Annotated in this window: 29 protein-coding genes; 3 read left to right on the forward strand and 26 right to left on the reverse strand. The window is 51.7% G+C overall.

Annotation, left to right across the window (positions count from 1 at the left end):
* Nucleotides 1–42: 42 nt before the first annotated feature.
* The 24 genes from recN to EYB31_RS09845 form a co-directional block, all read right to left on the reverse strand.
* Nucleotides 43–1,734, reverse strand: a complete 1,692-nt coding sequence (gene recN / locus EYB31_RS09730) for a DNA repair protein RecN (protein ID WP_131013110.1) — start codon at nt 1,732–1,734, stop codon at nt 43–45.
* 19 nt (nt 1,735–1,753) lie between these two features.
* Nucleotides 1,754–2,203, reverse strand: a complete 450-nt coding sequence (gene ahrC, locus EYB31_RS09735; RefSeq protein WP_131013111.1) for a transcriptional regulator AhrC/ArgR — start codon at nt 2,201–2,203, stop codon at nt 1,754–1,756.
* A gap of 37 nt (nt 2,204–2,240) precedes the next feature.
* Nucleotides 2,241–2,696: a hypothetical protein gene (locus EYB31_RS09740; protein WP_131013112.1), complete on the reverse strand. Its 456-nt coding sequence runs from the start codon at nt 2,694–2,696 to the stop codon at nt 2,241–2,243.
* Nucleotides 2,697–2,774: 78 nt separating this feature from the next.
* Nucleotides 2,775–3,608, reverse strand: coding sequence for a TlyA family RNA methyltransferase (locus EYB31_RS09745; RefSeq protein WP_131013113.1), 834 nt, complete (start codon nt 3,606–3,608; stop codon nt 2,775–2,777).
* Between the two features lie 22 nt (nt 3,609–3,630).
* On the reverse strand, nt 3,631–5,517 hold the full coding sequence (dxs, locus tag EYB31_RS09750; RefSeq protein ID WP_131013114.1) for a 1-deoxy-D-xylulose-5-phosphate synthase: 1,887 nt from the start codon (nt 5,515–5,517) through the stop codon (nt 3,631–3,633).
* A 227-nt stretch (nt 5,518–5,744) separates the two neighbouring features.
* Entirely contained in the window at nt 5,745–6,647 is a 903-nt protein-coding gene (locus tag EYB31_RS09755; protein ID WP_131013115.1) for a polyprenyl synthetase family protein, read from the reverse strand.
* On the reverse strand, nt 6,644–6,901 hold the full coding sequence (gene xseB / locus EYB31_RS09760; protein WP_131013116.1) for an exodeoxyribonuclease VII small subunit: 258 nt from the start codon (nt 6,899–6,901) through the stop codon (nt 6,644–6,646). The genes EYB31_RS09755 and xseB overlap by 4 nt, the downstream gene beginning before the upstream one ends.
* The gene (gene xseA / locus EYB31_RS09765) at nt 6,873–8,255 is read right to left on the reverse strand and encodes an exodeoxyribonuclease VII large subunit (protein WP_131013117.1); all 1,383 of its coding nucleotides are present in this window, start codon (nt 8,253–8,255) and stop codon (nt 6,873–6,875) included. The genes xseB and xseA overlap by 29 nt, the downstream gene beginning before the upstream one ends.
* A 2-nt stretch (nt 8,256–8,257) precedes the next feature.
* Nucleotides 8,258–9,130: a bifunctional methylenetetrahydrofolate dehydrogenase/methenyltetrahydrofolate cyclohydrolase FolD gene (gene folD / locus EYB31_RS09770; RefSeq protein WP_131013118.1), complete on the reverse strand. Its 873-nt coding sequence runs from the start codon at nt 9,128–9,130 to the stop codon at nt 8,258–8,260.
* A 44-nt stretch (nt 9,131–9,174) separates the two neighbouring features.
* Complete coding sequence (gene nusB / locus EYB31_RS09775; protein ID WP_131013119.1) at nt 9,175–9,642, reverse strand: transcription antitermination factor NusB; 468 nt, start codon at nt 9,640–9,642, stop codon at nt 9,175–9,177.
* A gap of 74 nt (nt 9,643–9,716) precedes the next feature.
* Nucleotides 9,717–9,944 carry a DUF2273 domain-containing protein gene (locus tag EYB31_RS09780; protein WP_131013120.1) on the reverse strand — a complete coding sequence of 76 codons (228 nt, stop codon included), beginning with the start codon at nt 9,942–9,944 and terminating at the stop codon, nt 9,717–9,719.
* Nucleotides 9,945–9,959: 15 nt separating this feature from the next.
* Nucleotides 9,960–10,523: an alkaline shock response membrane anchor protein AmaP gene (gene amaP, locus EYB31_RS09785; protein ID WP_131013121.1), complete on the reverse strand. Its 564-nt coding sequence runs from the start codon at nt 10,521–10,523 to the stop codon at nt 9,960–9,962.
* A gap of 99 nt (nt 10,524–10,622) precedes the next feature.
* On the reverse strand, nt 10,623–11,033 hold the full coding sequence (locus EYB31_RS09790) for an Asp23/Gls24 family envelope stress response protein (protein ID WP_131013122.1): 411 nt from the start codon (nt 11,031–11,033) through the stop codon (nt 10,623–10,625).
* 144 nt (nt 11,034–11,177) lie between these two features.
* Nucleotides 11,178–12,536 carry an acetyl-CoA carboxylase biotin carboxylase subunit gene (accC, locus tag EYB31_RS09795; protein ID WP_131013123.1) on the reverse strand — a complete coding sequence of 453 codons (1,359 nt, stop codon included), beginning with the start codon at nt 12,534–12,536 and terminating at the stop codon, nt 11,178–11,180.
* A gap of 218 nt (nt 12,537–12,754) precedes the next feature.
* A complete protein-coding gene (accB, locus tag EYB31_RS09800) occupies nt 12,755–13,255 on the reverse strand; it encodes an acetyl-CoA carboxylase biotin carboxyl carrier protein (RefSeq protein WP_131013124.1) in 501 nt (166 codons plus the stop codon).
* Nucleotides 13,256–14,256: 1,001 nt separating this feature from the next.
* A complete protein-coding gene (locus tag EYB31_RS09805) occupies nt 14,257–15,075 on the reverse strand; it encodes a SpoIIIAH-like family protein (RefSeq protein WP_131013125.1) in 819 nt (272 codons plus the stop codon).
* 64 nt (nt 15,076–15,139) lie between these two features.
* Nucleotides 15,140–15,784: a stage III sporulation protein AG gene (spoIIIAG, locus tag EYB31_RS09810; protein ID WP_131013126.1), complete on the reverse strand. Its 645-nt coding sequence runs from the start codon at nt 15,782–15,784 to the stop codon at nt 15,140–15,142.
* A gap of 76 nt (nt 15,785–15,860) precedes the next feature.
* Nucleotides 15,861–16,571, reverse strand: coding sequence for a stage III sporulation protein AF (gene spoIIIAF / locus EYB31_RS09815; RefSeq protein WP_131013127.1), 711 nt, complete (start codon nt 16,569–16,571; stop codon nt 15,861–15,863).
* A 95-nt stretch (nt 16,572–16,666) separates the two neighbouring features.
* Nucleotides 16,667–17,788, reverse strand: coding sequence for a stage III sporulation protein AE (gene spoIIIAE, locus EYB31_RS09820; RefSeq protein WP_131013265.1), 1,122 nt, complete (start codon nt 17,786–17,788; stop codon nt 16,667–16,669).
* A gap of 84 nt (nt 17,789–17,872) precedes the next feature.
* The gene (gene spoIIIAD / locus EYB31_RS09825) at nt 17,873–18,262 is read right to left on the reverse strand and encodes a stage III sporulation protein AD (protein WP_131013128.1); all 390 of its coding nucleotides are present in this window, start codon (nt 18,260–18,262) and stop codon (nt 17,873–17,875) included.
* 11 nt (nt 18,263–18,273) lie between these two features.
* Nucleotides 18,274–18,477: a stage III sporulation protein AC gene (gene spoIIIAC / locus EYB31_RS09830; protein WP_131013129.1), complete on the reverse strand. Its 204-nt coding sequence runs from the start codon at nt 18,475–18,477 to the stop codon at nt 18,274–18,276.
* A 21-nt stretch (nt 18,478–18,498) separates the two neighbouring features.
* A complete protein-coding gene (spoIIIAB, locus tag EYB31_RS09835) occupies nt 18,499–19,017 on the reverse strand; it encodes a stage III sporulation protein SpoIIIAB (RefSeq protein WP_131013130.1) in 519 nt (172 codons plus the stop codon).
* Entirely contained in the window at nt 19,011–20,015 is a 1,005-nt protein-coding gene (gene spoIIIAA, locus EYB31_RS09840; protein WP_276322038.1) for a stage III sporulation protein AA, read from the reverse strand. Before spoIIIAA ends, spoIIIAB begins: the two co-directional genes overlap by 7 nt.
* 69 nt (nt 20,016–20,084) lie before the next feature.
* Nucleotides 20,085–20,351 (reverse strand): YqhV family protein, encoded by a 267-nt coding sequence (locus EYB31_RS09845; RefSeq protein ID WP_131013266.1) that lies wholly within the window; start codon nt 20,349–20,351, stop codon nt 20,085–20,087.
* 162 nt (nt 20,352–20,513) lie between these two features.
* Here EYB31_RS09845 and comA point away from each other — a divergent pair, with 162 nt between their 5' ends.
* The 3 genes from comA (at nt 20,514) to EYB31_RS09860 (ending at nt 22,681) form a co-directional block, all read left to right on the forward strand.
* Nucleotides 20,514–21,341, forward strand: a complete 828-nt coding sequence (comA, locus tag EYB31_RS09850; protein ID WP_131013132.1) for a phosphosulfolactate synthase — start codon at nt 20,514–20,516, stop codon at nt 21,339–21,341.
* Between the two features lie 47 nt (nt 21,342–21,388).
* Entirely contained in the window at nt 21,389–22,099 is a 711-nt protein-coding gene (locus EYB31_RS09855; RefSeq protein ID WP_131013133.1) for a 2-phosphosulfolactate phosphatase, read from the forward strand.
* 120 nt (nt 22,100–22,219) lie between these two features.
* Nucleotides 22,220–22,681 (forward strand): DUF441 domain-containing protein, encoded by a 462-nt coding sequence (locus EYB31_RS09860; protein ID WP_131013267.1) that lies wholly within the window; start codon nt 22,220–22,222, stop codon nt 22,679–22,681.
* A gap of 89 nt (nt 22,682–22,770) precedes the next feature.
* Here EYB31_RS09860 and EYB31_RS09865 read toward each other — a convergent pair whose 3' ends face one another.
* Nucleotides 22,771–24,027, reverse strand: a complete 1,257-nt coding sequence (locus tag EYB31_RS09865) for an aspartate kinase (RefSeq protein ID WP_131013134.1) — start codon at nt 24,025–24,027, stop codon at nt 22,771–22,773.
* Between the two features lie 253 nt (nt 24,028–24,280).
* Nucleotides 24,281–26,827, reverse strand: coding sequence for a beta-mannosidase (locus EYB31_RS09870; RefSeq protein ID WP_131013135.1), 2,547 nt, complete (start codon nt 26,825–26,827; stop codon nt 24,281–24,283).
* Nucleotides 26,828–26,839 lie beyond the last annotated feature (12 nt).

Here is a 26,839-nt window from a genome sequence, read left to right on the forward strand (position 1 = left end):
AAATGATGCCTTAGGTTATTAAAAATTCCCACTCCTTGGTAATCATATACTTGCTTTCTTTTTCCCGGCTAAAGAAAGCATCTCGGTCGCATGTTCAAGCGTCTTGCCCGTCACCTCGACGCCGCCCAGCATACGGGCCAATTCGTGGATTCGGCCTTGCTCGCTCAAATCCTCCACCATCGTAAAAGTCCTGTCACCATTGGTTTGTTTATGTATGTAGTATTGCGCATCGGCCATGCAAGCCACCTGCGGCAAATGGGTAATCGAGAATACTTGGCAGCCGCGGGCAAGCGCCGAAAGCTTCTCGGCAATCGCCTGGGCGGCGCGGCCGCTGACACCGGTGTCCACCTCGTCAAACACAAGCACCGGGATTTGGTCCATCCGGGCAAATATCGCTTTTAAAGCAAGCATGACGCGGGAAATTTCCCCGCCGGAGGCAATTTTATTTAAGCTGCGCAGCGGTTCCCCAGGGTTCGCGGAAATCATAAACTCCACCTGGTCGGTTCCGGCCCGGGTTAGCTTGGTTTCATCCGGTATGATCAGCGTTTTGAACTGAGTTCTTTCCATATGCAAGTCCCTCAGCTCTGTCACGATCTCCGACGCAAGCGAATCCGCCATTCTCATCCGGGCGGAAGTCAGTCGCCGGGCAATCGCCAGCAGTTGATCTTTAAGCCGCATCTCACGCTCCTGCAGTTCTCTGAGCAGATCGTCCTTGTTCTCAATAATGTTAAGCTCGGCTTGAATTTTAGCGTAATAATCCAAAATTTCACGTATGGAGTTGCCATATTTGCGCTTGAGCGCGGAAAGCACGTCGAACCGCTCTTCGATTTCATCAAGCCGGGCCGGATTAAACTCGATATCCTCACGGTAATTGCGCATCTGGAATGCGGCATCCTCCAACTGGTAAAAAGCCGATTGCACCTGCTCTAGAATCGGGTTTAAAGCCGCGGGATCCAACACGACAATATCTTGAAGCTTATGCAGCGCCTTACCGATCGTATCGAGGCCTTTGCCGCCGTACAATAAATCGTACGATTCAGCCGCCGATTGGTACAACTTCTCGCTGTTTGCCAGCTTCCGGCGTTCCTCAGCAAGCGTTTCGTCCTCGCCTACTTTCAGTGCGGCGGCGGAAATCTCCTCGCACTGGAAGCGGTACAAATCCTGCATTTGCAGCGCTTGCTTTGACGTTTCGGAGAGCTCAATCAAGCTCTTCCGAACTCCCATATAAGCATCGTAAGCGGTCTCGTATTCGCGCTTAATCGGCCCGATTTCTTTTTCCCCGTATAAATCGAGCCATTTCATATGCTGTTCAACCTTAAATAAGGATTGATGTTCGTGCTGTCCGTGAATATTAACCAGATGATCGCCAATCTCTTTAAGCGCTGACAAATTGACCATCTGTCCGTTGATACGGCTGACGCTTTTGCCTTGGGCAGTAATGTCGCGGCGCACAATAAGGCTGAACTCGTCGTCGGGCTCAATCCCGAAGCGTCCCAGCGCCTCCCATACAGGATGATCCGGCTCGATATGAAACAACGCTTCGATTTCGGCTTTGCTTTCACCATAGCGAACCAAATCCGCCGATCCCCGGCTCCCCGCAATCAGACTCAACGCGTCGATGATGATCGATTTACCCGCTCCCGTCTCACCCGTAAGCACGTGAAAGCCTTGATGGAAATGCAGCTGAACAGACTCGACAACGGCTAAATTTTTGATCGACAGCTCCTGCAGCATAGGTTCACCTTCTTTATTTTTAACTTAACATCGACAATATTTGATTGACGACGTCACCGCTTTGCTCTTTCGTCCGGCATATAATCAAGATGGTATCGTCGCCGGATATGGTGCCCATAATCTCCACCCATTCCAAACTGTCGATCAGCGCCGCTATAGCGCTCGCAGTACCCGGAAGGCTCTTTAATACGACCAAGTTATCGGTATGGTCAATATGTACGAAATGGTCGTTTAACGCCCGTTTGAGACGCAGCAGCGGATTAAAACGTTGCTCCGCTGGTACGGAGTATTTGTATCTTCCGTCGTCCAGCGGGACCTTAATCAAATGAAGCTCCTTGATATCCCGAGAGATCGTCGCTTGAGTGACGTGAAAACCTGCCGAGCGAAGCTGCTCGACAAGTTCGTCTTGAGTTTCGATTTCCATATTGGTAATCAGTTCGCGAATTTTAATATGACGTTGGCCCTTCATGAGGTACCCCCTGTATGGTTGTTAATAGTATACGGCCTTAAACTTCCGTTTCAAACGTAATGGTGCGTATGGATTGGGTGTCAGGTTCCACATATAAAATTCCTGAGGATTGCGGATAAAGCAGCTGGTAACATAACAATGCATCGCGGATGCCGCTTCCGGTCATATCCATCGGTTTTCTGTCGCGGGCCAACTTCACAATAAATACATCGTCTTCTTTTTGTGCAAAATAATCGATAAACAAACGGCTTTGCAGCTGTTCCGTCTCATTTAACGTAATATGAATGGGGATCCGCTTCTTGCCGGAGAGCACTTCGTACCCGGCTTCAACGAGCAGGCGCACTACATCATCTTCCGGCACCGCCTCGTCGACGGGAATTTCCGGCGTGATATTCTGAACTTTGTCGTGTACCCAGCTTTTTGATCTGACAAACAGCCAGGCGGCAAATCCGATCAAAATGAGCAATATGACAAATCCGTCTCCGCTTCGCAAGCGATCACCTCAATTCTCCCCTTATTATTCGAGGATCGGCCGGCAATATCCTTTTTCGCGAACAAAAAAACCCATCACTTATGATGAGTTCTTCTCCATCGTCTGAGCCTGCAGCACCACTTGTTGAATCCGTTCGCCCTCTTGCTCGGGCGTTATTTGTTCATCTTCGCGTCCGCAAGTTAAATAAGCCAAAAATTCGACGTTGCCTTCTCCGCCCTTAATTGGCGAAAAGGTCAAGCCTTTTAGGAAAAAACCGGTTTCCCTCGCAAAGGACAACACGGAATCCAGCACCTGTCGATGTACGGCAGGCTCCCGCACCACTCCGGATTTGCCTACCTGCTCGCGGCCGGCCTCGAATTGCGGCTTAATCAGCGCAACCACTTCCCCGTCCTCGCCTAACATGGCTTTGAGCGGGGGAAGAATCAGCTTCAGCGAAATAAACGAAACGTCGATGGTCGCAAAAGTGGGCTGAGGACCGTTGAGCTCCTCCGGCTTCATGTAGCGAAAATTGACCCGTTCCATCACATTGACCCGCGGATCGCTGCGGATCGACCAGTCCAGCTGGTTGTAGCCGACATCAATCGCATAAACGTAAGCTGCACCGTGCTGCAGCGCACAGTCGGTAAAACCGCCGGTCGATGAGCCGATATCAAGCATGACCGCCCCGGTCAGCGCAATCGAAAACGTATCGAGCGCTTTCTTCAGCTTCAAACCTCCGCGGCTGACATACGGATGAACGGCACCTTTTACAAGCAGCTTTGCTGTACGCGGGATTTTGGTGCCCGCCTTATCGATACGTTCCTCATCGACAAATACAAGCCCCGCCATAATCGAGCTTTTCGCTTTTTCCCTGGATTCAAAATAACCTTGCTCTACGAGCAATATGTCAAGACGTTCTTTATCTGACGCCACCTGTACATTCTCCTGTTATCATTTATGCCCTTTGGCGCTTCCGCGGCAGCAAAGCCCGCACTTCCGTCATAAGCCGCTCAGCCGTTAAACCGACTTCCTGCCGCTGCTCTTTAACCGAGCCATGCTCGACAAAGTAATCGCCGATGCCAAGCAGCCGGACATTCATGTCAGTGATGCCATGCAAGGAATAAAATTCCAGCACGGAACTTCCGAAGCCGCCAAGCACGGCGCCTTCTTCCATCGTAATCAGCTTGGTTCGCTCGGAAGCGAGCTGCAGCAGCATGTTTTCGTCCAACGGCTTAATGAAGCGCGCATTGATGATGCGGATATGGAGCCCTTCCTTGGCAAGCAGCTCGGCCGCCTCTTCCGCAACTTGCACCATAGGTCCGACGGCTAATACGGCGATGCCTTCGCCTTCACGATGCACTTCCCACGAGCCGATGGGAATCGGTGCGAGCTGATCGTCCATCGGCACGCCAATGCCGTTAATTCTCGGGTAACGGACCGCAATCGGACCGTCATTGTATTCAACCGCCGTTTTCAGCATATGCCGCAGTTCATTTTCATCCTTCGGCATCATCAATACCATATTCGGCAAGCTGCGCAAAAACGGAATATCGTAAACACCCTGATGCGTCTCGCCGTCAGGACCGACAAAACCCGCACGGTCGATCGCAAAAGCAACATTTAAGTTGGGACGGCAAATGTCGTGTACAACCTGATCGTATGCCCTTTGCAAAAAGGTCGAATACACGGCGAACACCGGCTTCACCCGCTCGCAGGCGAGTCCTGCGCAGAACGTAGCCGCATGCTGCTCCGCAATACCGACGTCGAACATCCGGCCCGGGAACTGCTCTGCGAATTTCATCAATCCCGATCCTCCGGGCATAGCCGGCGTAATGGCTACAACCCGTGGATCCTGCTCGGCCAGCTCGATTAACGTGCTGCCGAACACCTCGGTGTACATGGGCGGACCCGCCGATTTCACCATTTTGCCGGATTCGATTTTGTACGGGCTTGCTCCGTGCCATGCATAAGAATCTTCTTCGGCAGGCGAATACCCTTTGCCTTTCAGCGTAATGACATGAACAAGCACCGGTCCGTTCACCTTATCCGCTTGCTTTAACGTATCCAGCAGCAGCGGAATATTGTGGCCGTCGACCGGTCCCAAATAAGTGAGTCCGAGCTCTTCGAACAAAACGCCCGATACAAGCAAATATTTAAGGCTTTCTCTTATTTTATCCACCGTTTTGGCAAGCGTATTGCCCACGGCGGGAATTTTCTTAAGTAAAAATTCGAGTTCTTCCTTGGCCTTCACATAATGTTTGTCAGACCGGATTTTCCCGAGATAATTATGAAGCGCACCGACATTGGGAGCGATCGACATTTCATTATCGTTTAAGATGACCATCAGCTTTTTCTTATCATGGCCGATGTGGTTCAGCGCTTCGAATGCCATGCCGCCGGTTAACGCGCCATCGCCGATAATCGCGATCACGCGGTTATTCTCGCCCCGCAAATCGCGTCCAGCGGCCATGCCCATCGCTGCCGATAAGGAGGTGCTGCTGTGCCCGGCTTCCCAGACATCATGTTCGCTTTCCGACCGTTTAATAAATCCGCTCATGCCTTTATATTTACGCAGCGTTTGAAAACGCTCCATGCGTCCGGTATACATCTTATGAACGTACGATTGATGACCCACATCAAAAATAAACTTGTCTTCAGGGCTGTTGAATAAGTAATGAAGAGCGATCGTCAACTCGACGACCCCCAAATTGGATGAGAGATGGCCGCCTGTGACGGAAAGATTTTTGATGAGAAATTGCCGGGATTCTTCCGCCAACTGCCCTAGTTGTTCCACCGAAAGCTTCTTCAGGTCATCCGGCTGATTGATTTGATCGAGCAGCACGTTTGATTCCCCTCTTTCCGTATTGATGTATGTGCTTTATTGCGCTGTAAACCATGCGATGCAAGCCGGAGATCCGTAAGATGAACAGCCTTTCGATGAATGAACTCATTTCATAGAGCGAACTGTACCCAAATTCGCGGTTCACGTATGTTAAACATCGTTATTATACCATGCGATGCCATGCACCTCAATGGAATACATCGAAAAGACCTCGATCGCTCTTACCGCTAGTGGTCGCGCAGCAGCAAATAATCGGCGATTTGCAGCAGCCGTCTCGGGTCGGGGATCTCGGTTCTGATCGCCTCTTTCCCCGCCTCGGTCAGCTCAAGCATCTTCCGCCGGGACTCGTCAATTCCGATAAAGTAAGGATACGTCACCTTGTGCTGCTTTTCGTCGCTTTTGACCGGCTTGCCCAATTTATGTTCATCGCCGATTAGATCCAAAATATCGTCTTGTATCTGAAAAGCGAGCCCGATGTGATGCCCGAATGTTTCCAGCGCGGCCAATTGGCGCTCGTTCGCCCCGGCGATACGTCCGCCGGCACGCAAGCTGAATACGATCAGATCGCTTGTTTTGCGAACATGAATATATTCAAGCTCCGACAGCTGAGTTAAACCTTGCTCGCCCTGAATATCGGCGGCTTGTCCGCCTACCATGCCTCTTGCTCCGGAAAATGCGGATAACTCCTCAACGATCGACAACGCCTGCTCCGCATCAAGGCGAAATTCTCGCGCCACTTGAGCAATGGAATGAAAGGCGTGGGTAAGCAGCCCGTCACCGGCCAAAATGGCCAGCGCTTCGCCAAATACTTTATGATTTGTTAGTTTTCCCCTGCGGTAATCATCGTTATCCATCGCCGGCAAATCGTCGTGGATCAACGAATAGGTGTGGATCATCTCTACTGCGCAGCTCATCTTCAAGGCTGCTTCCGCATTGCCGCCAAGCGCTTCGGCAGCGGATATAAGCAGAATCGGGCGCAGCCTCTTGCCGCCAGCCATCAACGAATACAGCATCGATTGTTTTAACGGATCGGGAATGTACCACTCGGAAGGAAAAGCTTCAGGCAACTCTTGTTCCACCAAGTGCGCGTAGTGCTCGATATATTGTTGAATGTTCAAATCGTTGTTCAACGTGCTTCACCTTTCTCGCCATCCGGGTTAAACGGTTTCTTGGTCAGGCTGCCTTCATCCTCCAGCAGCACTTCGATTTTGCGCTCTACCTGCTCCAGCTTTTGGCCGCACAACTGCGACAGCTTCATGCCTTCCTGAAACAGCTCGATTGCTTTCTCCAACGGAACGTCCCCATTTTCCAGCTGGGTTACAATCTGCTCCAGCTTCTCCATCGCCTGCTCAAAGCTAAGCGTCGGTTCCTGATTTGTTGTCATCCGGTTTCTCCTCCATCGACCAGACGTGGGCGTCTACACTGCCGTCCTTAAGCCGTAATTTTAACATATCCCCAATTTGAACCTGATTGATTGAATTAATAATCCGCTTTTCTTTCTCATCATATACGAGGCTGTAGCCGCGCTGCATGACTTTAAGCGGGCTGAGCGCATCCAGCTGTCGTACATGCGACAGCCATTCCTGCTTGCTGCGCCTGGTTATCATCTGCATCGACTGCTCCAGCTGGCGCCGCGATGCGGTCAGACGCTGACGCGCAAACACAGCTTGCGTTTTCGGATTAAAGGCAGCCAGCCCTTTCTCCAATCGGACAAGCTTATCGCCGGCTTTATTCAGGCGCGATTTTATTTTGTAAGCAAGCTGCTCCGTCAACCGGTCGAGCCGCTCAGCCGGCTGTGCCAGCTGGCGTTTTGGATACATCAGATAAGGCGAACGCCTCAGCACATTCAGCTTGTCTTTCTTTTTCTGAACCTGTCTGAAAAGCGCCGCTTGCAGACTTTGCTGCATATAACCAAGCTGCTGCCGCAGTTCAAGATGATGCGGCACGGCCAGCTCGGCGGCGGCTGTAGGCGTCGCTGCCCGCAAATCGGCGACAAAATCGGCGATCGTAAAATCGGTTTCATGACCAACCGCAGAAATAATCGGGATTTCGGATGCAAAAATGCTGCGGGCAACGATCTCCTCGTTAAATGCCCACAGCTCCTCCAGCGATCCGCCTCCGCGTCCGACAATCAGCACATCGACCTCGCGCCGCGCATTCATCGCTTCGATCGCCTTCACGATGGAAGGCGCCGCTTGCGTCCCTTGCACAAGTACCGGGTACAACAGCACGGAAGCCGCGGGGTATCTCCGCTGCAGCGTAATCATAATATCCCGCACCGCCGCCCCCGTCGGCGACGTAATAACGCCAATCGCCTTCGGAAAACGGGGAATCGTTTTTTTGCGCTGCGGTGAAAATAAACCTTCCGCCTCCAGGCGCGCTTTCAGCTGCTCGAAAGCGAGATACAGACTGCCGATGCCGTCCGGCTGCATCAGCGAGACATAAAACTGGTATTGGCCATCCCGCTCGAATACGGACACGTTGCCGCAGGCAATCACCTTCGCCCCTTCTTTAGGGATAAAAGGAAGCCGCTGATTTTGCGATTGAAACATTACGCATTTCAGCCTGCTTTCGGCATCCTTCAACGTAAAATACATGTGCCCGCGGGAGTGGTGCGTGAAATTGGAGATTTCTCCGCGAATCCATACGTTTTGAAGATGGGAGTCGCCTTCCAGGCGCATCTTGATATATTTGTTTAAATCCTTAATAGACAGGATGTTTTTCTCGCGTGCGCTCATCGTTACACGCCCGCAGCGGTTTGGCGCTCAGCAAATTTTCTGGCTGCCTCCAGCGTGTTTTGCAGCAAAATCGTAATAGTCATCGGTCCGACGCAGCCTGGAACCGGCGTTACATATCCGGCCGTATCAAGCACATCGTCGAAATCCACGTCGCCGGCCAATTTCCCCGTATCCAGACGGTTCATCCCTACGTCGATGACGACGGCGCCTGGCTTCACGTGTTCTTTGCGAACGAGCTTCGCTTTGCCTACGGCTGCGACAAGAATATCCGCTTGGCGTGTGATTTCTTCGAGATTGGCCGTGCGCGAATGGCAGATCGTAACCGTTGCGTTTTCCCGAAGCAGCAGCATCGCCATCGGTTTACCGACGATATTGCTGCGTCCGATCACAACCGCATGTTTGCCGGCGATCGGGACATTGATCTTTTTCAAAATCTGAATGACGCCGGCCGGCGTACAAGGCAGCGGTGCATCTTTGCCGATCGACACATTGCCGACATTCGTCGGATGAAAGCAATCCACGTCTTTGGTTACTGCGATTTCTTCAACAACACGTTCCTCCGAAATATGCTTCGGCAGCGGAGATTGGACCAAAATGCCATGAATGCGCGGATTATCGTTCAGCTGGCGAATCAATTGCAGCAATTCCGCTTCGCTTGTTTGCACCGGCAAACGGTGTACCTCGGAGTAGATGCCCGCTTCTTCGCAAGACTTCGCTTTATTGCGCACATAGACTTGAGACGCCGGGTCTTCGCCCACGATAACGACCGCCAGTCCAGGCTGCGTACCGCTTGAAGTTAACGCTTGAACTTGTTCCTTAATCTCGGCGCGGTATGAACTTACGATTTCTTTTCCGTTAATGATTTGCGCTGGCACGATGAGTCCCTCCACATTCGTCGTTTTTATATAAATTACATGAATTATTGTTCGTGTTGCTGCAGCATGTTGGTTTTGATAGATTCCAACTCTTTAATGATTTTCCCTAACACGCCGTTGACAAACTTGCCGGACTCTTCGGTGCCAAAATGTTTGGCCAGATCAATGGCCTCGTTCACGACAACTTTCGGAGGCACGTCGCTGCGATACACCATCTCGTATACCGCAAGCCGCAGCACTTGCCTGTCCACTCTCGACAAACGTTCCGGCTGCCAGCCCTTCAAATATTCGAGCAATAATTCGTCGATCGTTAAAATATGCTGACGTGTGCCTTCCACTAATTCTTTAATGTACTGCGGCGAGATTTTCTCCGCTGTGACATCCAAATTCGCCTCATTATCGTTTTCAGCTTCCTCGACTGCGATCCGGATCGCTTCATGCGAGTCCACTTCGTTCATTTCCATCTGATACAGCACCTGCAAGGCCAGCTCTCTGGCCACTCTGCGTTTCATTCATTGACCCTCGTTTCTTCTATAAATTACAGCAAAATGGGCCGTTTCCAAACGGAAAGACCCAATCAATGTCATTATCTGAACATCTTCCATCGGTCCGAAAGCCAATCCTTCGTATCTTCAAAAGGAAATAATGGCTCTTTGCGGTCTGTTTTCGCTCCAAAATAATACCCTAAAAACGCGATAAAAGCAAAGATGAGCATGTCCCAAAAACCGAAGAACAGATAGATGACGCCCAAAAAAATGCCTATAGCCGTACCGGCCACCGCTCCGGGGCGCCGTTCCCACAGTTGTTTCCACATAAGGCCCATCCACCTCTATTCCACCCTGCTTTTAAATGTCGGAGCCGACGACGACTGAACGTTCGCCACAAACACGGATACGCCGGCAACGGGAATTCCCGTAATCTCTTCCACATGCCGCTTGACGGCTCCTTGCATTTCTTCCGTCAGCTGCGGAATGATGTTTTCTCCGTCGACTACCGCCCGGAGAATGATATCCAGACCGGAATGGCTGACTTTCACCCTGGCCTTCAAATCTTTAATGCCGCGGGTACGGTTAGCCGCCTTAAGCGCCAAATTCTCGACCGTATCAAGTGAAATGCGGATATCTCCGAATTCGGTTCTTTGATCGATGGAAGGCACCTGCGTGCGTGCCCGTCTTACCGCTATGTAGAAAAAACGCAAGCTGATCAGCAGAATCACGATAGCGCAAACAATAAACATATAAGCTACCCGCTTCTCATAATAAACGTTATGCAAAAAATCGGCCGTCTTCTCCGCGGAAATCCAGCCGAATGCGCCCGCAAGCGCAGCGCAAGAAATGACGATGATCGCTAATGTATAGATAAAAAGCAGCAGCCTATCAAGTACTTTAACCACTACAGCTGTCTCCTTCCGTTTTCCTTGCGGATCGGATTTGATACCGTACAGTCCGGTTTAAAGCAAACCCCCTGACATGAGGTCAGGGGGACTGGCGCATTATCTTACTCGCTGAGCAGCCGGTTCCGCTTCTTCAACTTTCTCGCTTGCTTTAAAAAGCACATCATGGATGTGGACATTAACCTGAACGACCGTGAGCCCTGTCATCGATTCGATGGCATGCTTGACATTCTGCTGAATGCCGCCAGCCACTTCCGGAATGCGGTTGCCGTATTCGATAACGACGGAAACGTCTACCGCCGCCTCTCTTTGCCCGACTTCGACCTTCACGCCCTTGGACAAATTTTTGCGGCCCAGCAGTTCGGCGATGCCTCCTGCAAAACCTCCGCTCATTCCAGCAACTCCCGGAACCTCAACCGTAGCGAGTCCGGCAATCACTTCAATCACCTCAGGAGCAATCTGAATAGTGCCAATGTCGGTTTTCTCGTAATCCGTAAGAGCTGTGTTCATGTAAACGCCCTCCTAATAAGTTTTTCACCGTAAAATTACCGTGTGCGGGAAAGAATGGCCGCTGTTCCTCAGCGGAATTCATAGGATAGGAGCATGTCTTATCCCAATAATTATACCATTATATAAAATAGTTGACAAATAATCTCATGATCTAGGATCGTTAACATCATGCTCCTCAAGGAACTTGATATCGTGATCGCCTTCAATGAATTTATGATGATCCATCAGCTTCAAATGGAACGGAATTGTTGTTTGAACGCCTTCGACCGTAAATTCGGACAATGCCCGTTTCATACGTGCGATCGCGTCATTGCGGTCTGTACCCCAAACAATCAGCTTGGCAATCATCGAATCATAATGCGGAGGTATCGTATACCCTGGGTAAGCCGCGCTGTCTACACGTACGCCAAACCCACCCGGCGGCAAATAAAATTGAATTTGTCCGGCGGACGGCATGAAATTACGGTTCGGATCTTCCGCATTTACGCGGCATTCGATCGCCCAGCCGTTAATCTGCACGTCTTCTTGACGGAAGGAAAGCGGTTCTCCTTCGGCAACGCGGATCATTTCCTTGATAATGTCGATGCCTGTAATCATCTCGGTAACGGGATGTTCTACTTGGATCCGTGTGTTCATCTCCATGAAGTAGAAATGGCCGTCTTGTCCAAGCAAAAATTCAAGCGTGCCCGCACCGGAATATTGAACCGCTTGAGCGGCGCGAACAGCTGCCTCACCCATCTGCCGGCGTGTTTCCGGGGTCAGAATAGGACATGGAGCTTCTTCAACCAGCTTCTGGCGGCGGCGCTGCACAGAGCAATCACGTTCGCCCAAATGGACGACGTTGCCGTGTTTGTCGGCCAAAATTTGAATTTCGACGTGCTTCATGCCCGTCAAATACTTCTCCAAATAAACGCCTGCATTGCCGAATGCTTTCTGGGCTTCCTGCTGCGCCGTCGTAATTTGCGATATCAGCATGTCTTCGTTGTCGGCGATACGGATACCTTTGCCGCCACCGCCGGCAGTCGCTTTTATAATAATCGGGTAGCCAATCTCACGGCCGAGACGTATGGCGTCGTCCAAGTTTTCTACAAGGCCGTCGGAGCCGGGAATAACCGGCACGCCCGCGTCTTTCATCGTTTGCTTGGCAACGGCCTTATCGCCCATTTTGCTGATCGCTTCGGGCGACGGACCGATAAACGTCACATTGCAGCTTTCGCAGATTTCCGCGAAATCGGCGTTTTCGGCCAAGAAGCCGTAACCCGGATGGATCGCGTCGGTTTCCGTCAAGGTGGCTACGCTCATAATATTGGTCAGGTTGAGGTAGCTGTCTTTGGATAAGAAGGGGCCGATACAATAGGCCTCGTCCGCCAAACGGACATGAAGCGCCTCACGGTCGGCTTCGGAATATACCGCAACGGTATAGATGCCGAGCTCGCGGCAAGCGCGAATGATGCGTACCGCAATTTCTCCGCGGTTAGCGATCAATATTTTTTGAAACTTCACTGGGATTCCTCCTGAGAGCTTTTCCGACAGGAAAAGCTGACTTCGTAAGAGCTGGCTGAACTTTCGTGAGAAAGTTCACCTCGTAAGCATAAGCGGAGCTTTTCCGACAGGAAAAGCTGACTTCGTAAGAGCTGGCTGAACTTTCGTGAGAAAGTTCACCTCGTAAGCATAAGCAAAATGTTTGCGTTCCCGCCGCAGTGAGCAGAAACGACTATTGGCTACTCGGTTTTAACAAGAAACAGCGGCTGGCCGTATTCAACCAACTGGCCGTTCTCAACGAGAATTTCGACAATTTCACCGTTGATTTCTGCTTCGATTTCGTTCATCAACTTCATAGCTTCCACAATACAAACAACGGATTTGCTGTTCACGCGAGCGCCCTTAGTTACAAAAGCAGGTGCAGTCGGTGACGGCGCCTGATAAAACGTGCCTACCATCGGCGATACGATTTTATGTAAACTAGCATCCTCTACAGGCTGTTTGACCGCTGCAGGTTGAGCAGCAGGCTGAGTGTAATCAGCTCCTGGCAGCTCTACGCGAGGATGGGCCGTTACCGGAGAAAACGAATGCTGAACCGCCGCCGGAGCGACAATGACCGATTCCGTTTTATTGGGCTTGCGAATGGAAAGACGCGAACCCTCGCTTTCAATCTCCAACTCCTGCAATGAGGATTGGTCAATCAATTTGATAAGTTCTTTAATCTCGCTTAACTTAAACAATACATTCACTCCTTAGAGTTTTTCGCCAGAAAAACTGGCTTCGTAAGCATGGGCTTAGAGTTTTTCGCCAGAAAAACGGGTGCAAGAGATCATCTATGAAACAATACAAGCCCCTGCGACTAGTGTATTATATCACAACCTGGTTGTGCACATAAACATTATTATAACCCGCTTTTGAGCAACTTTTCACCTACCAGTCTATGATTCCACTTTTATCTTGTCGATTCCTCCCGTGAAACAGCACTACTTTTGCCGAAAAACAGCCGTATTGCGCCCCGTACTCATCCCTTGCCGCCAATGCCAGCCCCGCTACTCCTCATCAACCGGTTGGCGATATCGCTTCTGTTCCCCTGCACGCACTCTCCATCGCGCAAGGAGATTATTTTCTTCGCCAAAGAAGCGAATTTCTTTACTGTTGGCGCAAATTCGAGGTATAGCGGAGGATAAAGAGAATTTTTTCCGTCGGAAGGAAACAAAATGACTTAGAACGGCCAAAATTGTCTTTCCTTCCTTAAACATAGCTCAATTATCAGCTTCGACGGGAAAATTCGCTACGCTATGACAGAAATTATTTTCCGCGGTACGTGAAGCAGCGCTAGGCATCCAGCATACGTCAGGCGGCAAGCTGCGTTGGCGGGGACGGCGTGCAGCCTCGGGCGGCGATGCGTCAAGCTGCGCCGGGCGGCGAGCATGCGCGGGGCGTTGCGGGCCCGCTTCGGCCCTTGCGTATCCAGTCCTCGGCGCCCCTTCCCGTTTTTCTCAAAATATTTTTGCACCACACGACGATAACTCACTTGAAGCAGATCCATCTTCCATCAGCAAACGACTCTATGAAATGTTGCAAGCAAGGATTGCCCCAAAAGATATAAACACTTTAGCTTCAAGCAGAAAAAGACCGGTCCCTGCCACGCAGAGAATCCGGTCCTTTCAGCAAACAATGATTTGAAACCAAGGTTTTGAAACGGGAAGGCGTGCAGGCCGCCCGGTTTTAACTCAGTATCTTACGGTACATATTGAACGATGACGCCGTCGGCTCCGACATTCATTTCTTTCATTACGCTGTCAACGATGCTGACCGCTTGGCTTCTTTCCAGCTTGTTGCTTTGCACCGTGACTTTCCATTTATTCAAATCTTCATTAACGATGACCTGCGGGAAGTCTTTCATCAAGCTTTCTTCCAAATTCGTAATTTTGGCTTCCTTATCTTCCAGCTTTCTCAAATCTTCATATGCTTTGGAAACCGTGTCGGAGCTTTGCTTGGCATCTGTAATGATCGTCATCAGCTTCTCCGTTTGTTTGCCCATGTCCTCATTGCGTTTCAGCTGTTGGCTGACAAAGAAGTCGCCCCCGGATACCGCCTGCGCCTGCATCTTTTCAAGCACTTTGGCATCGGCTGCCTGAGCGCTGTCCTTGGTTTGAGCCGAAGAAGTTTTTGCAGCCCCAGCGGCAGCCGCTTTCGAGTCAGTACTTGCGCTTGCCGGCGCACTTCCGGTTTTTGCATCCGTTTTTGCCGCCGTATCTTGCTTGGCGCTTGTGTCGGTTTTGGCCGAAGTGGCGGATGGGGCAGCAGGAGCGGTCACTTTGGCATCGGTTTTAACGTCTTGTTTGGCATCAGCCTTTGGATCGGCTTTACTGTCGATTGATTTAGGATCCATGGCGCTATGCTCGGTGGTAGAAACTTTGATCTCATTGGTCTGTTTTGTGCCTGTGGACGCAAAATCAAGCTGATTGACATCTTCCGTAAATAAATAATATGCCGAGAGTACAACCATCAAACTTAACATGGATACTAACCAAACCGTTTGTCTTTTTGGATTCATTGTTTATTCCTCCTTAAATTTAGGCGCTATGCGCGTTGCGAAACGGGATTTCTGTACAATGCAGCTACTGTTTGCGCGGTAAAATGGATATCCGGTGCGCGGGAACTTCAAGCCCCCGCTCGACCGCCTCGCTAATCATCTTTTTTACGGTTAAATTTTCCGCGCCGCGGGCAACAACCACAACGCCGCGAATTTTCGGCTTGATCGTCTTTAAAATCAAGGGCTGTTTACCGCCCGAAACCTCGTACAAAACAACTTCTCCGCTGCGTGTCACATCCGTCACATGGCGGGTGGCGCCGTGCTGATCCTTCTCGTTTGTCGTCTGCTGCGATTCCTTCGAATTGTGCTCGACGGATATTTCCTCCGTAGAATCGATGGTCACCATAACCTCCACATCGCCGACGCCAACGACTTTAGTCAACAGCTCCCGCAGCTGCGATTCGTAGGCTTCCTCATATTCTTTGAACTTCGATTGCTCTTTGTTTGCGCTTGAGCCGGAAAAAGCGGGCTTGTTCGGCTGCTGCTCGGGGGAGGCCCGGCTTTCGCCGCCAATGGGGTCGATTGCTTTTACCGAGATAAAAGAATTCAGGATCATAAATGCTGCTCCGACCAGCCCGACCAGGATCAGCCAGCGGAACGTCTGCGCCCGCTTCGGTCCGCCCGGCCCTCCTCCAAGCCATTTTTCCGTCCATTGCGTGAATTTGCCCATTGGTTCACCTCCTGAGGGCTTTCCGAAGGAAAGCCTACTTCGTAAGCGTTACTGAGCTTTCCGCTGGAAAGCCTGCTTATAACTTCTCCCGCGAAACAAATGTGAGCTGGAGCTGCTCCGGCTTTAGCTGCCAATCTTTTTCAAGCAGCTGCTGCACTGCGGTTTTGCCTTGCCGTTCTTCCGGCGTCAGCGGCTGCTCCTCCCTTTTGGCCGGGGCATAAGCCGGCATCGTGCTTTGCACATCTATAGTTACAGGCTGGATCGGCTTGCCCAAGGCGGCGCCATTCGGCGTGCTGCCAGAGCTTGCCGCCGGCTGGCCGGTTTCCTTATCCTGCAAAGCGATACTGACGTTTCCGATAACGGTTTGTCCGGTTGTATTTTCGGTTGTATCCACCCGAATTGTTTTCACGGCATAACCGGATTGCTTCTCAATCGAATCGCGTATCTGCTGGGCGATCTGCGTTTCGGCAAGTCGTTTGGATTGCTTTTTTTGCAGTTGCTGAAGTTGCTCCGACTGCCGCTCGATATCGGATAAGGTGACATCGCTGCGGGTGCCCCCGGAGGCCAGACGATCCTGTACGGCGGACGCCTCGGCAAACATTTGGTCCGCGTTCCACTGCTTCTGAAAAAGCGTGAATATCGGATTCATCAGCGTAAGCAGTATGAACAAGCTGACCACCGTCTTCACATATCTTTGCATCGACTGATTGGGCAGCAGCAAATCGATAAACGTCGCGAGCATAATAACCAGTACGACCGAACGCAACCATCCTCCGAGCCATTCCATGACACCCTCCTTCACAACTGTTCACGTGAGTCATTTTGAAGAAACAACCTAACTTCGTGTTATTGCGGCCGCTTGTTTGCCTTTCCTTACCTCGCTTACCTCACCATAACCGAGACATTGCCGGCGGCAATGAGGATCGTAATGGCTAGAAAAAACATCAGACCGACAACCGCCAAAGCGGCAAATACATAAATCATGCTTTTGCCGATGGTCTGCAGGCAGGATATCATCGGATTGTCTCCCAGCGGCTGCATAACCGCGGCGCAAATGTTGTAAATCAAAGCCAAGGTCATAATCTTAATGGCCGGGAACGCGCAAATCATGATGATGATAACTACACCGGCGAGGCCTACTGCATTTTTAACCAGCAGCGATGCTCCGATGACCGTCTCGGAAGCATCTGCGAACAGGCGGCCGACCACCGGTACGAAGTTGCCGGTGATGTACTTGGCAGTCCGGATGGTTACCCCGTCCGTGATCGCGCTGCCCGCCCCCTGAACGGAGATGACGCCGAGAAATACGGTGATGAATACGCCGAGGCTGCCAACGCTGATATTTCGCAGCAAGTCGGCCAGCTGCGTCACTTTGTATTTATCGCTGAGCGAGCTGACGATATGCAGGATCGCCGAGAAAAACAATAGCGGGAACACCACAACGTAAATGGCTGTACCGATCGAGTGGATCATAAAGATGATCAGCGGATGCAGCACCGAGACCGTGACGACATTCCCCATCGAAGCCAGCAGAATCAGCAGCAGCGGTACAACCGCGATCATAAACTGAATCATCTGGGTGATCGCGTCCTTCGCATATTGAATCGCTACGCTGAAGCTGTTGATCGCTATAATCATCAGTACGAGAAAACAGATCGAGTAGGCAATTTTACTGACGGCATTTTTTTCGAAAGAACTTTGCACCGTTTCCAGCAGCATACTGAAGATGGTCAGAATAACGATCGCCGCCAGCAGCTTGCCGTTGTACAAAATCTCGTGAAAGAAATAGTTTAGTCCGCCCTGCATCGCCGCTTTGATGCTGAACTGCTTGGCCCCCGTCAGCAGTTCCATAAACCCCGGAGTCCGGCCTTCCGGAAAAAAACCGCCATAATCCTGCACCAGCTTGCTCCAGAACTGCTCGACTTGATCTGTCGGAAGATGCTCCGCTTGTTCTTTGATCACTTGCTCGACCGGTGACGCCGCCGCGCGTCCGCCAATCTGCATCAGCAGTGCGAGAACAAGCCCGGGCAGCCGTATTCGCTTGATCCAATGCCGCACCACCTGAAATCCCTCTCCTTTTTGCGCACATTAAGCCGGAATCATTTTGACAACCGTCTCGATAATGACCGAAACGATCGGTATCGCCATCACCATAATCAATATTTTGCCGGAGAGTTCGATTTTCGAGGCGATCGATTCCTGACCCGCGTCACGCACGATTTGCGCGCCGAATTCAGCGATATAGGCGATTCCGATAATTTTCAAAATCGTCTTAAGAAAAATCATGTTGATGCCCGATTTTACGGCCAAATCCTCCAGAACCTGGATGACCGAAGAGATTTTGCCGATCAGCATCAGAAACAACGCAATGCCTGTAAAAGCCGTGAGCAGAAAAGCAAACATCGGCTTCTGTTCCCGGACAATGAGGATCAGGATCGCAGCAATTAGACCGACACCTACAACCTGAATGATTTCCATCGCGATTCACCTTACTGAAATAAAAAAATCGTTTTAATTTCTTTAAACAAGCTGTCAAGTAAGCTGACGACCATAAAGAGCACGACCACAAATCCGATGACCGTTACCCAATGCGCCATGTCCTCTTTGCCCATCTGCTTGAGCACCGTATGTATCATGGCGACGATGATCCCAATGCCGGCTATTTGAAATATCGCGTTCACATCCACGTTCATCGGCGGCACCTTCCTAATTTCCTAATACATTAAAATAACCACGAGCGCCCCCATCAGCACCCCCAAGCTTTTCCACATGCTTTCGTAACGTTTCTGCTCTTCCAGCGCATGCGTTTCTTCCGCTTGCAGCTGGCTTGCGGCAAGCCGCAGATGCTTGATCTGATCCTCGCGGTCGGAGCGCCCCAGCGAATTTCCGAGCTGCAGCACGATCTGCTTTTCGCCGCTTTTCATCGCCGTATACTTCCACTGCTCCTCTGCAGCTTCTTGCCATATCTCCGCGGCCGATCTGTCCGTTGACGCCGCTAACCCTTCTCCCGCTCTGCGGAATAAACCGGCAGCCGGCTCAGGCAATTGCGCCGCCATTTTGCTGAACGCCGACGCCAGCGGGGTTAGCCCGTAAACAATTTCCGTTTCCAGCCGCCCCAGCGCCTGAATGATATGCCTGATCTGCTTTGGCCTGCGGGACAGCTGCGACGCTTGATAGAAGCCAAACATCGCCCCGGCAAAAAGAATCAGTACCGCACCGATCAGCTTCAGCATCGATCCGTCCCCCCGATCCGGACGGCGGCTCCGCCGCGTTGCTGGATCGGCTCTCCATTCCCGCCGCACACGAACTCCACTGTTCCCGGCCCTGCTCTGCGGCTTAGCACCACGTATCTTTGAAACACGCCGTCTTGGATCAGCTGCTTTAATATCGGACGCCGGCTCACATCGGCTAGATCGCGCCCGTGCGCCGTAGCCATCACGCGAATGCCGGCCCTTACCGCCTCATGGATCGCTTCCGCATCCTCCGGCCTGCCGATTTCATCGACAGCGATAATATCCGGTGACATGGAACGGATCATCATCATCATCCCTTCCGCTTTCGGACAGCCGTCCAGCACGTCCGTTCTCGGGCCGACATCAAACGTCGGAACCCCATGCGAACAGGCGGCCAGCTCCGAACGTTCATCGACAATGCCGACTTTTAGCCCCAAACCTGCCCATAACGGGCTCGGCCATATTCCACTGCTGATCAGCCGCGTCAAATCGCGAAGCAGCGTTGTTTTCCCCTGCTGTGGAGGCGAAATGATTAATGTCGGCAACACCGAATGCGCTTCGTGATCTGTAATCAGCGGCAGCACCTTCGAGCCCGATCCGGCAGCTTCGCGGGCGATGCGGATATTAAAACCGCTGACTTCTTTAATCTGCTTAACCTTCCCCTGCTCAAGCACCGTGCGGCCGGCTAGTCCGACGCGATGGCCGCCGCTAATCGTGATATACCCCCGGCGCAGCTCCTCGTCAAAGGTGTACACCGAATGATGCGTAGCCAATTCCAGCACAGCGGCGCATTCTTCGCGGCTTGTCACGTAGGCGGAACCCGGCTCCCGATATAGCTGCGATTTGGCCCCGACGAATGCGTAACCTCCCCGGAAAATGATCTCCAGCGGACGTTTTTCGCGGATGCGGATTTCTTCCAAAATATCCTTGGTAGCATTTGGTAGATTTTGCATGATGGCTTTGAGCGACGTTGGTAGAATCGATAGAATGGTATCCAGCACGAAATGCACCCCCAAGCTGTCCATCTTTACAACATATGTATGCCTATTTGAACCGAATATGACAACTTACTTTTTTAAGATTCCGATTAAAATGAAAGAAACGCCGCACAATACAAAGGCCAATTTGCTAAATGATAGTTTGTCCGCCAGTCCGACAAAACCGATCGTCGTTGTCGTAAGCAGGACAAACGGTCCCACCAAAGCTAGACCCGAATTGACGATCAGCGCCTTATCGATCTGATTGAACCTGAGCATCAGCACAGCCGCGGCAATTTCGACGCTGCCCGAAAAGATGCGAAGGGCCGCCATACTTAGAACCACCTTATTGAACATATCCCACACGCTTTGTCTCCCCCTTTCCCGTATTGAAGCGCTACTATTTACTCTATGCGTGCTTGTCTCTTTTTAGGCATCGTGGGCACACCCCTAAATAAAAATGCATATGATGACACAGAAAAAAAACTACTCTACACACGAGAAGAGGAGATTTACGCAATGGAAGTTTCGTCCCGTCTGGATTGGCATCCGCTGCTAAGCGATCCGACCGCAAGCCGCACCGCCAAGCCACGTGCCTTGGGGAAAACAATGGTCATCGACAAAGGCTTAGGACTGAACGCAATGCTTGATCTGATGGAAACGGCAGCAGATCATATTGATTTTTTGAAAATCGGCTTCGGCACCTCCCCTCTGTATAAGATCAAACTATTAAAAAACAAAATCGACCATGCCAAAGCAAACGATATTATCGTTTACCCTGGCGGCACTTTTCTGGAGGTGGCTATCAGGCAAAATAATATCGACGCTTTTTTCGATATGGTCGCTTTTTTAGGTTTCAACGGTCTGGAAGTGTCGGACGGCACCATCGAGCTAAGCCGCGAACTTAGAAGCGAGTTGATCGAACGCGGCGTCGACGCAGGATTAACGGTCATAACCGAATATGGCAAAAAGTGCTGGGGTTCGTCCATTGAAATAGGAGAGTTGATCGAAACGGTGGCTATCGATTGCAGCAAGGGAGCCAGTCTTGTCACCATTGAGGGAAGAGAATCGGGCAAAGGCGTCGGGATTTACGACGAAAACGGCGACTGCAAAGATGAGGAGATTTCGCTTGTCCTGCAAGGCGTTGCAGACAGCGGCAGACTGCTTTGGGAAGCGCCGCACAAAGATCAGCAGGTGCATCTGCTGACGCTGCTTGGCACACAAATCAATCTGGGCAATATCGCCCCCCAGGACATCATTTCGCTGGAAGCGCTGCGCCGCGGGCTGCGTTCGGATACGTTAAAACTGGGCCGTACGGAGCAGCAGGTCGCCGCCAAACAGTTGTAACCGCTTGAAGCCTTAAGTTCTACCTGCTGAATCAAGGAGGCAGAAGCATGAAAGTTGAAGTGATTCCAAGCATTCATGAAGCTGTGGCTGACCAATTTGCCGGCAAAACGGCCATCGTGATCGACGTGCTGAGGGCGACCAGCACAATGGTTGCCGCTCTGGCCGCAGGATGCAAAGGCATTGTTCCGGTAGAAACGATTGAGCAGGCCAAAAAAGCCCAAGCTCCGGGCGATCTACTTGGCGGCGAAAGATTTTGCCAGAAAATACCGGGATTTGATCTCGGCAACTCCCCATTGGAATACCGCCGCGATATTGTAGGCGATAAAATCGTTGTCATGACAACAACCAACGGAACCCGGGCGATTCAAACATCGCTGCAAGCCGAGACCATTCTGGCAGGCTCCTTGCTGAACGGAGCCGCTTGTGCGGCCAAAGCGCTGGAATCGGAGCGTGATATCGTTATTTTATGTTCAGGCACAAACGATGTGTTTAGTCTGGAGGATGGGCTTTGCGCAGGTTTGCTGGCGGCGGAATTGTCGCGTCTGGCCTCCGTCCCTCCTGATTTCAACGACGTAGGTTTGGCCATGATGTACACGTTTGAGCGGATTCGGGATAATCTGACGGAAGCGATATTCGGCTGTTCGAACGGGAAACGGTTGTCCCGCCTTGGCTTCTCCCAAGATATCGTCTACTGTTCCCAGGTCAACCGGCTTGCAGTCGTACCCGAGTTTTGTATGGGTGTTATGAAGCAACACTAACACAGGTTCGTTCTAAAACGGTTGTCCTCTCATAGAATGATGTAGAATCAACTTCCGGGCCAAGCCTGAAGACGGGGTTTTCTCTTCACGAAACTATGAGACAAGGAGTCTTTACCGATGATGAACGGAGACATTTTGCTCGTTTTACTCATTATTATCGGGTTGATTGGGCGCTCCCCGATCATCACAACCGCGGCTTGCGTGCTGCTGGTGGTCAAACTGATCAGTCTGGAGAGGTTTCTGCCTACAATTGAACGGAGGGGGCTGGAGCTAGGGCTGCTCTTTCTGACCATGGGCGTGTTAGTGCCTTTTGCCAGCGAGCGGATTAATTACAAGGACGTCGTCTCGGTATTTACGTCGTGGCCCGGCATATTGGCGCTGATCGGCGGAGCTATCGCTACCTATATGAACGGAAAAGGATTGGAACTACTCAAACTAGACCCACAATTAATTGTGGGTCTAGTCATTGGTTCCATATTCGGCATTATTTTTTTGCGAGGCATACCTGTAGGGCCGCTGATGGCTGCGGGAATCACCGCGTTCCTGCTGGCCGTGTTCAGGATGCTGTTTGGCAAAGGCTGAAGCCGCGCTTGCAGATCGCCCGGTTATTCCGGCGCAAACCAGCAAAAAACCAGGAAAACCCGGAAGCAGCGACGAAAAAATACGCGTGATTAACGTCTTTCCGACGGGCCGCCGACAAACACTTGCGAATCGGTATCCAGGCCGTATGCGGTATGCAGCGCTTGAATAACCTCAATCAAACGCGAGCCGTCAATGACACAGGACGTCTTGATTTCGGAGGTGCTGACCATGTTGATGCTGAGGCCAAGCTCGGAGATCACTTCGAACATCTTAGCCGCAACGCCCGGCGTGCTGACCATACCGGCACCAACGATCGATACTTTCACAAGATTTTCCTGGGAAGTCACTTCCCGGAAACCAACTGTGGAACGAATGCCCTCAATCACTTGCAGAGCCTTGTCTTTATCGCTGAGCGATACGGTGAAGGAGAAATCGGCAGCGCCGTTCATCACGCCGCTTTGCACGATAATGTCCACATCGATTTGCTCCTTTGCCAGAGCGGTAAATACTTTGGCCAATTGGCCGACCTTTTCTTCAACGCCCAAGATGCTGATTCTTGCCACGTTCTTATCATAAGCAATGCCGCGCACCGCGAGGCCTTGTTCCATGACTGCTTCCTCCTTCACTTTCGTACCCTCATTATGATTAAAGCTGGATCTGACGACGAGCGGTACGTTGTAATTTTTCGCATACTCCACCGCTCTTGGATGCAGCACGGCTGCGCCCAAGTTGGCAAGCTCCAGCATCTCGTCGTACGAGATTTCGTTCAGCTTGCGAGCCACGCGGACAATCCGCGGGTCCGTCGAGTAAACGCCGTCGACATCGGTAAAAATTTCGCACACGTCGGCTTTAATTGCCGCAGCGAGCGCGACCGCAGTCGTATCGGAACCGCCGCGGCCAAGCGTCGTAATCTCGCCTTCGCCGGTCATGCCCTGGAAACCTGCAACAATTACGATCTTGTCGTTATCCAGCGCTTTCAAAATACGTTCCGGCTGAATGTCGGTAATACGCGCCTTGCCATGAACGTCTTCCGTGTACATTCCCGCTTGCCAGCCGGTGAAGGATACGGCCGAACATCCCAAGCTATGTATCGCCATAGACAGCAATGCGACCGATACCTGCTCGCCAGTGGAAAGCAGCATATCCATTTCACGTGCCGGCGGCGTAGTCGTACATATTTGTTTGGTTAAATCGATCAAATCATCGGTGGTGTCGCCCATCGCAGATACGACGACAACGCACTGATGGCCTTCCTGTTTTCTTTCTGAGATCCGCTTCGCTACACGCTTCATTCTCTCCGGGTCGCCAACGGAGCTGCCGCCAAATTTCATCACAATCAGAGACAAAGCTGGTTCACTCCTAACCGTCACATTTACATAAGAAAAGCTTCTCATTGGAAGCATTTTCAGATTCTAATACAATAAATTATTATACCATAACGCCCTTATCTTAGGAACTAGAAAGTTATACGAAACTCACGCCGGGCAAATGATTGTGTCGAACGATTGTCGCTTTCGAGAATTAACTCGTTAAAGTGAATACGTATTAAAAAGCGGGTTGTGAGTCCAACCCGCTTCAAATACATATATATCGGCCATGTTACATTTGAAGAACAAGCCGTTGACTATACTGCTCAGCGTCCAGCGAAGCGGCCGTCAGCAGCACCTCGTCGCCGCCGGTTTGTTCCAGCAACGTCACGTCAATCCGCTTTTTCACGCCGGGTACAAGCGTGAAATAGTTGTCGCTGAATAGCAGCTTCTGATTGCTTTCCAGCAGCACCATCTTGCTGACCGAAGCCGTTTCCAGCTCCAGCGTCCACGAAGCGGGCCCGGAAGGAGCGGCGGTTGCCGAAACCGGTTCCGAAGCAGCCGCAAATTCCGCAATCGTGCAGAAATATAACGTATCGTCGGAAATGACGCTGCCGTCGACAAGCCACTCCACGTGAACGATTTCCCGGGTTCTATCGGCGATTTCGCTGTAATACGAGGCAATGTCGAATACGTTGCCGGTGAAGTCCGGCTGCACGGAAACCGGGATCTGCCACCGCTTCAGATCAGCTCCGTCCGCATTCATGTGGGTAATACGGATTTCCCCGTGCAGCGGCTCCGCCGTCAGATTGGAAGCGACGATCCGAATGTCGTCGACATCGCGGTAAACGCCGATGAGCGTGTCCGAAAACACTTTTTTCACCGCATAATAGCTCATTAACGGATATCCCTTATAATCGACGCAGCCGAAGCCGAACAGCGGGCCGCCTTTGTTGAGCGACCAATACAAGATGCCGCTGCAGGAGCTGCTGCGCAGCCGCAGCATCGACAGCGCATGGTAATCGGCCTGCGATTGCTCGATTTCCAAAGCGCGCAAATAGTCTCTCAGCGTCGCCACGTTATGGTAAGCGCTGTACGGAAATTTGGTCAGCAGCGCAATCGAGGTGCGTTCCTTCCATTGCTTGTGCCATCCCCGCTCGGTAAACTCCTCGACATCAAGCCCCATGCTTGCTTTCAGCGTTTCTGGCCGAGAATAGCTTTCCAGGTTCCAGCACGTTTCCGTGACAAACTGCGGATCTTTGGTCGCATTGTAAAAGTTGCCCCAATTGTGCATATCCCCTTCCACCGCGGATTGCGCCATTTTGCCTCCATGCGGCGAATTGATCACATAAGGAATTTCGGGGCAAAGCTTCTGCGCAATGTCCGGCAGCAGCCCGGCAATCAACGGCTCGCCGTAAAAGCGGTCCATCTCGGCTTTCCAGTTCCATTCGTCCCAGCCTTCCATCTGCTCGTTGCCGCCGCACAAAATGCCCAGACTGGCGCGGTCGCGAATCCGTTTCACGAGTTCCACCGACTCCAGCCGGAACTCCTCGACAAATTCCGGATCATAGTCGGGGTACACGTTGCTGTGCAGGAAGAAGTCCTGCCAGATCATAATCCCCAGCTCGTCGCAGCGGTCGTAGAACGCATCGGTTTCCACCGCGCCCCCGCCCCAAATCCGAAGCATGTTGTGATTGCTGTTGTGCATAATCCAGAACAACCGCTCGTATGCGTCCCAAGTATCGTGCACCTTCAAATAATCGACGGGAATAAGATTTGAACCGCGGGCGTGGATTTTCCGGCCATTCACCCGGATAAAAAACGTTTTGCGGCCATTCGGCAGCTCGCGGACGACTTCGACCCGCTTCAGGCCGACTTTTTTCTCCGTTTCGTGCAGCAGCGTATCGCCGTCGTAGACGCGAATCATCAGGCGGTACAGATTTTGCCTGCCGTATCCCCGCGGCCACCACAACTTCGGCTGCCCGATGCGCAGCGGCAAAGTAACGGAGTCGCCGTAGACCGTCTCTACCGCAGAGGCTGCCGGTTTACCGGCTCCGGCTTCCGCTTCCCACAGCGTCGCCTCTACTTTTAAGGCTTGAGATGCGCCCGCCTCTTTAACCAGCTTAATCTCCACAAATGCGGACGCTTCCTGCTCCGTCATCGTTTCTGCGGCAAAATAACTTTCAGCAATCCGCGTCTTTGGATAACGCAGCAAGCTTACCGGTTTATGCACGCCGATACCAAGCACCCCGGTGCCCAAATTAAGCAGGCTGGAATTGGTAAAAAAGCTGCGCTGGTAACGGCGGATCAAGGACTTGCCGAGCAGACCGCTCGGCGAACCCGTGCGGGCCATCTGCTCCGCAGCCGGAATTTTGCCTTCAATCATCCGGTAGTGGCTTTTCACATGGACGAGCAACTCATTGCCTTCCGGTTTCAGCATGGCGGACGGCACTTCAAACTGGTAGGAACGGTAGGCGTTAGCGGTCTGGCCGATCCGCTGCCCGTTCAGCCAAATGTCCGAGAACGTATCGATCCCGTCAAACTTCAGCGCATACAAATATTGATCCGCGGAGTCGCCGGCGTGAAAAGAAAACGTTTTGACATACACCCAATCCGACTGCGCAACCCATTCCGCCGCAAACGCCGCTTCCGTACTCTCAAACGGATTCGTCAGCTTGCCGTGTTTCACCAACTCGTAATGTACCGCACCGGGCACCGCTGCATCCATCCATTCCAGACCTTCCGCAGCGGGCGCACTTCCGCCTTCGCTTAAATCAGCCCCTTGAACTTTCGCCAATCGCCAGCTTCCGGTTAAATCGACAATCGCTTCTGTTTTCACGTTGATTTCATC

Source organism: Paenibacillus thalictri (assembly GCF_004307995.1).
Lineage (GTDB): Bacteria > Bacillota > Bacilli > Paenibacillales > NBRC-103111 > Paenibacillus_AF > Paenibacillus_AF thalictri.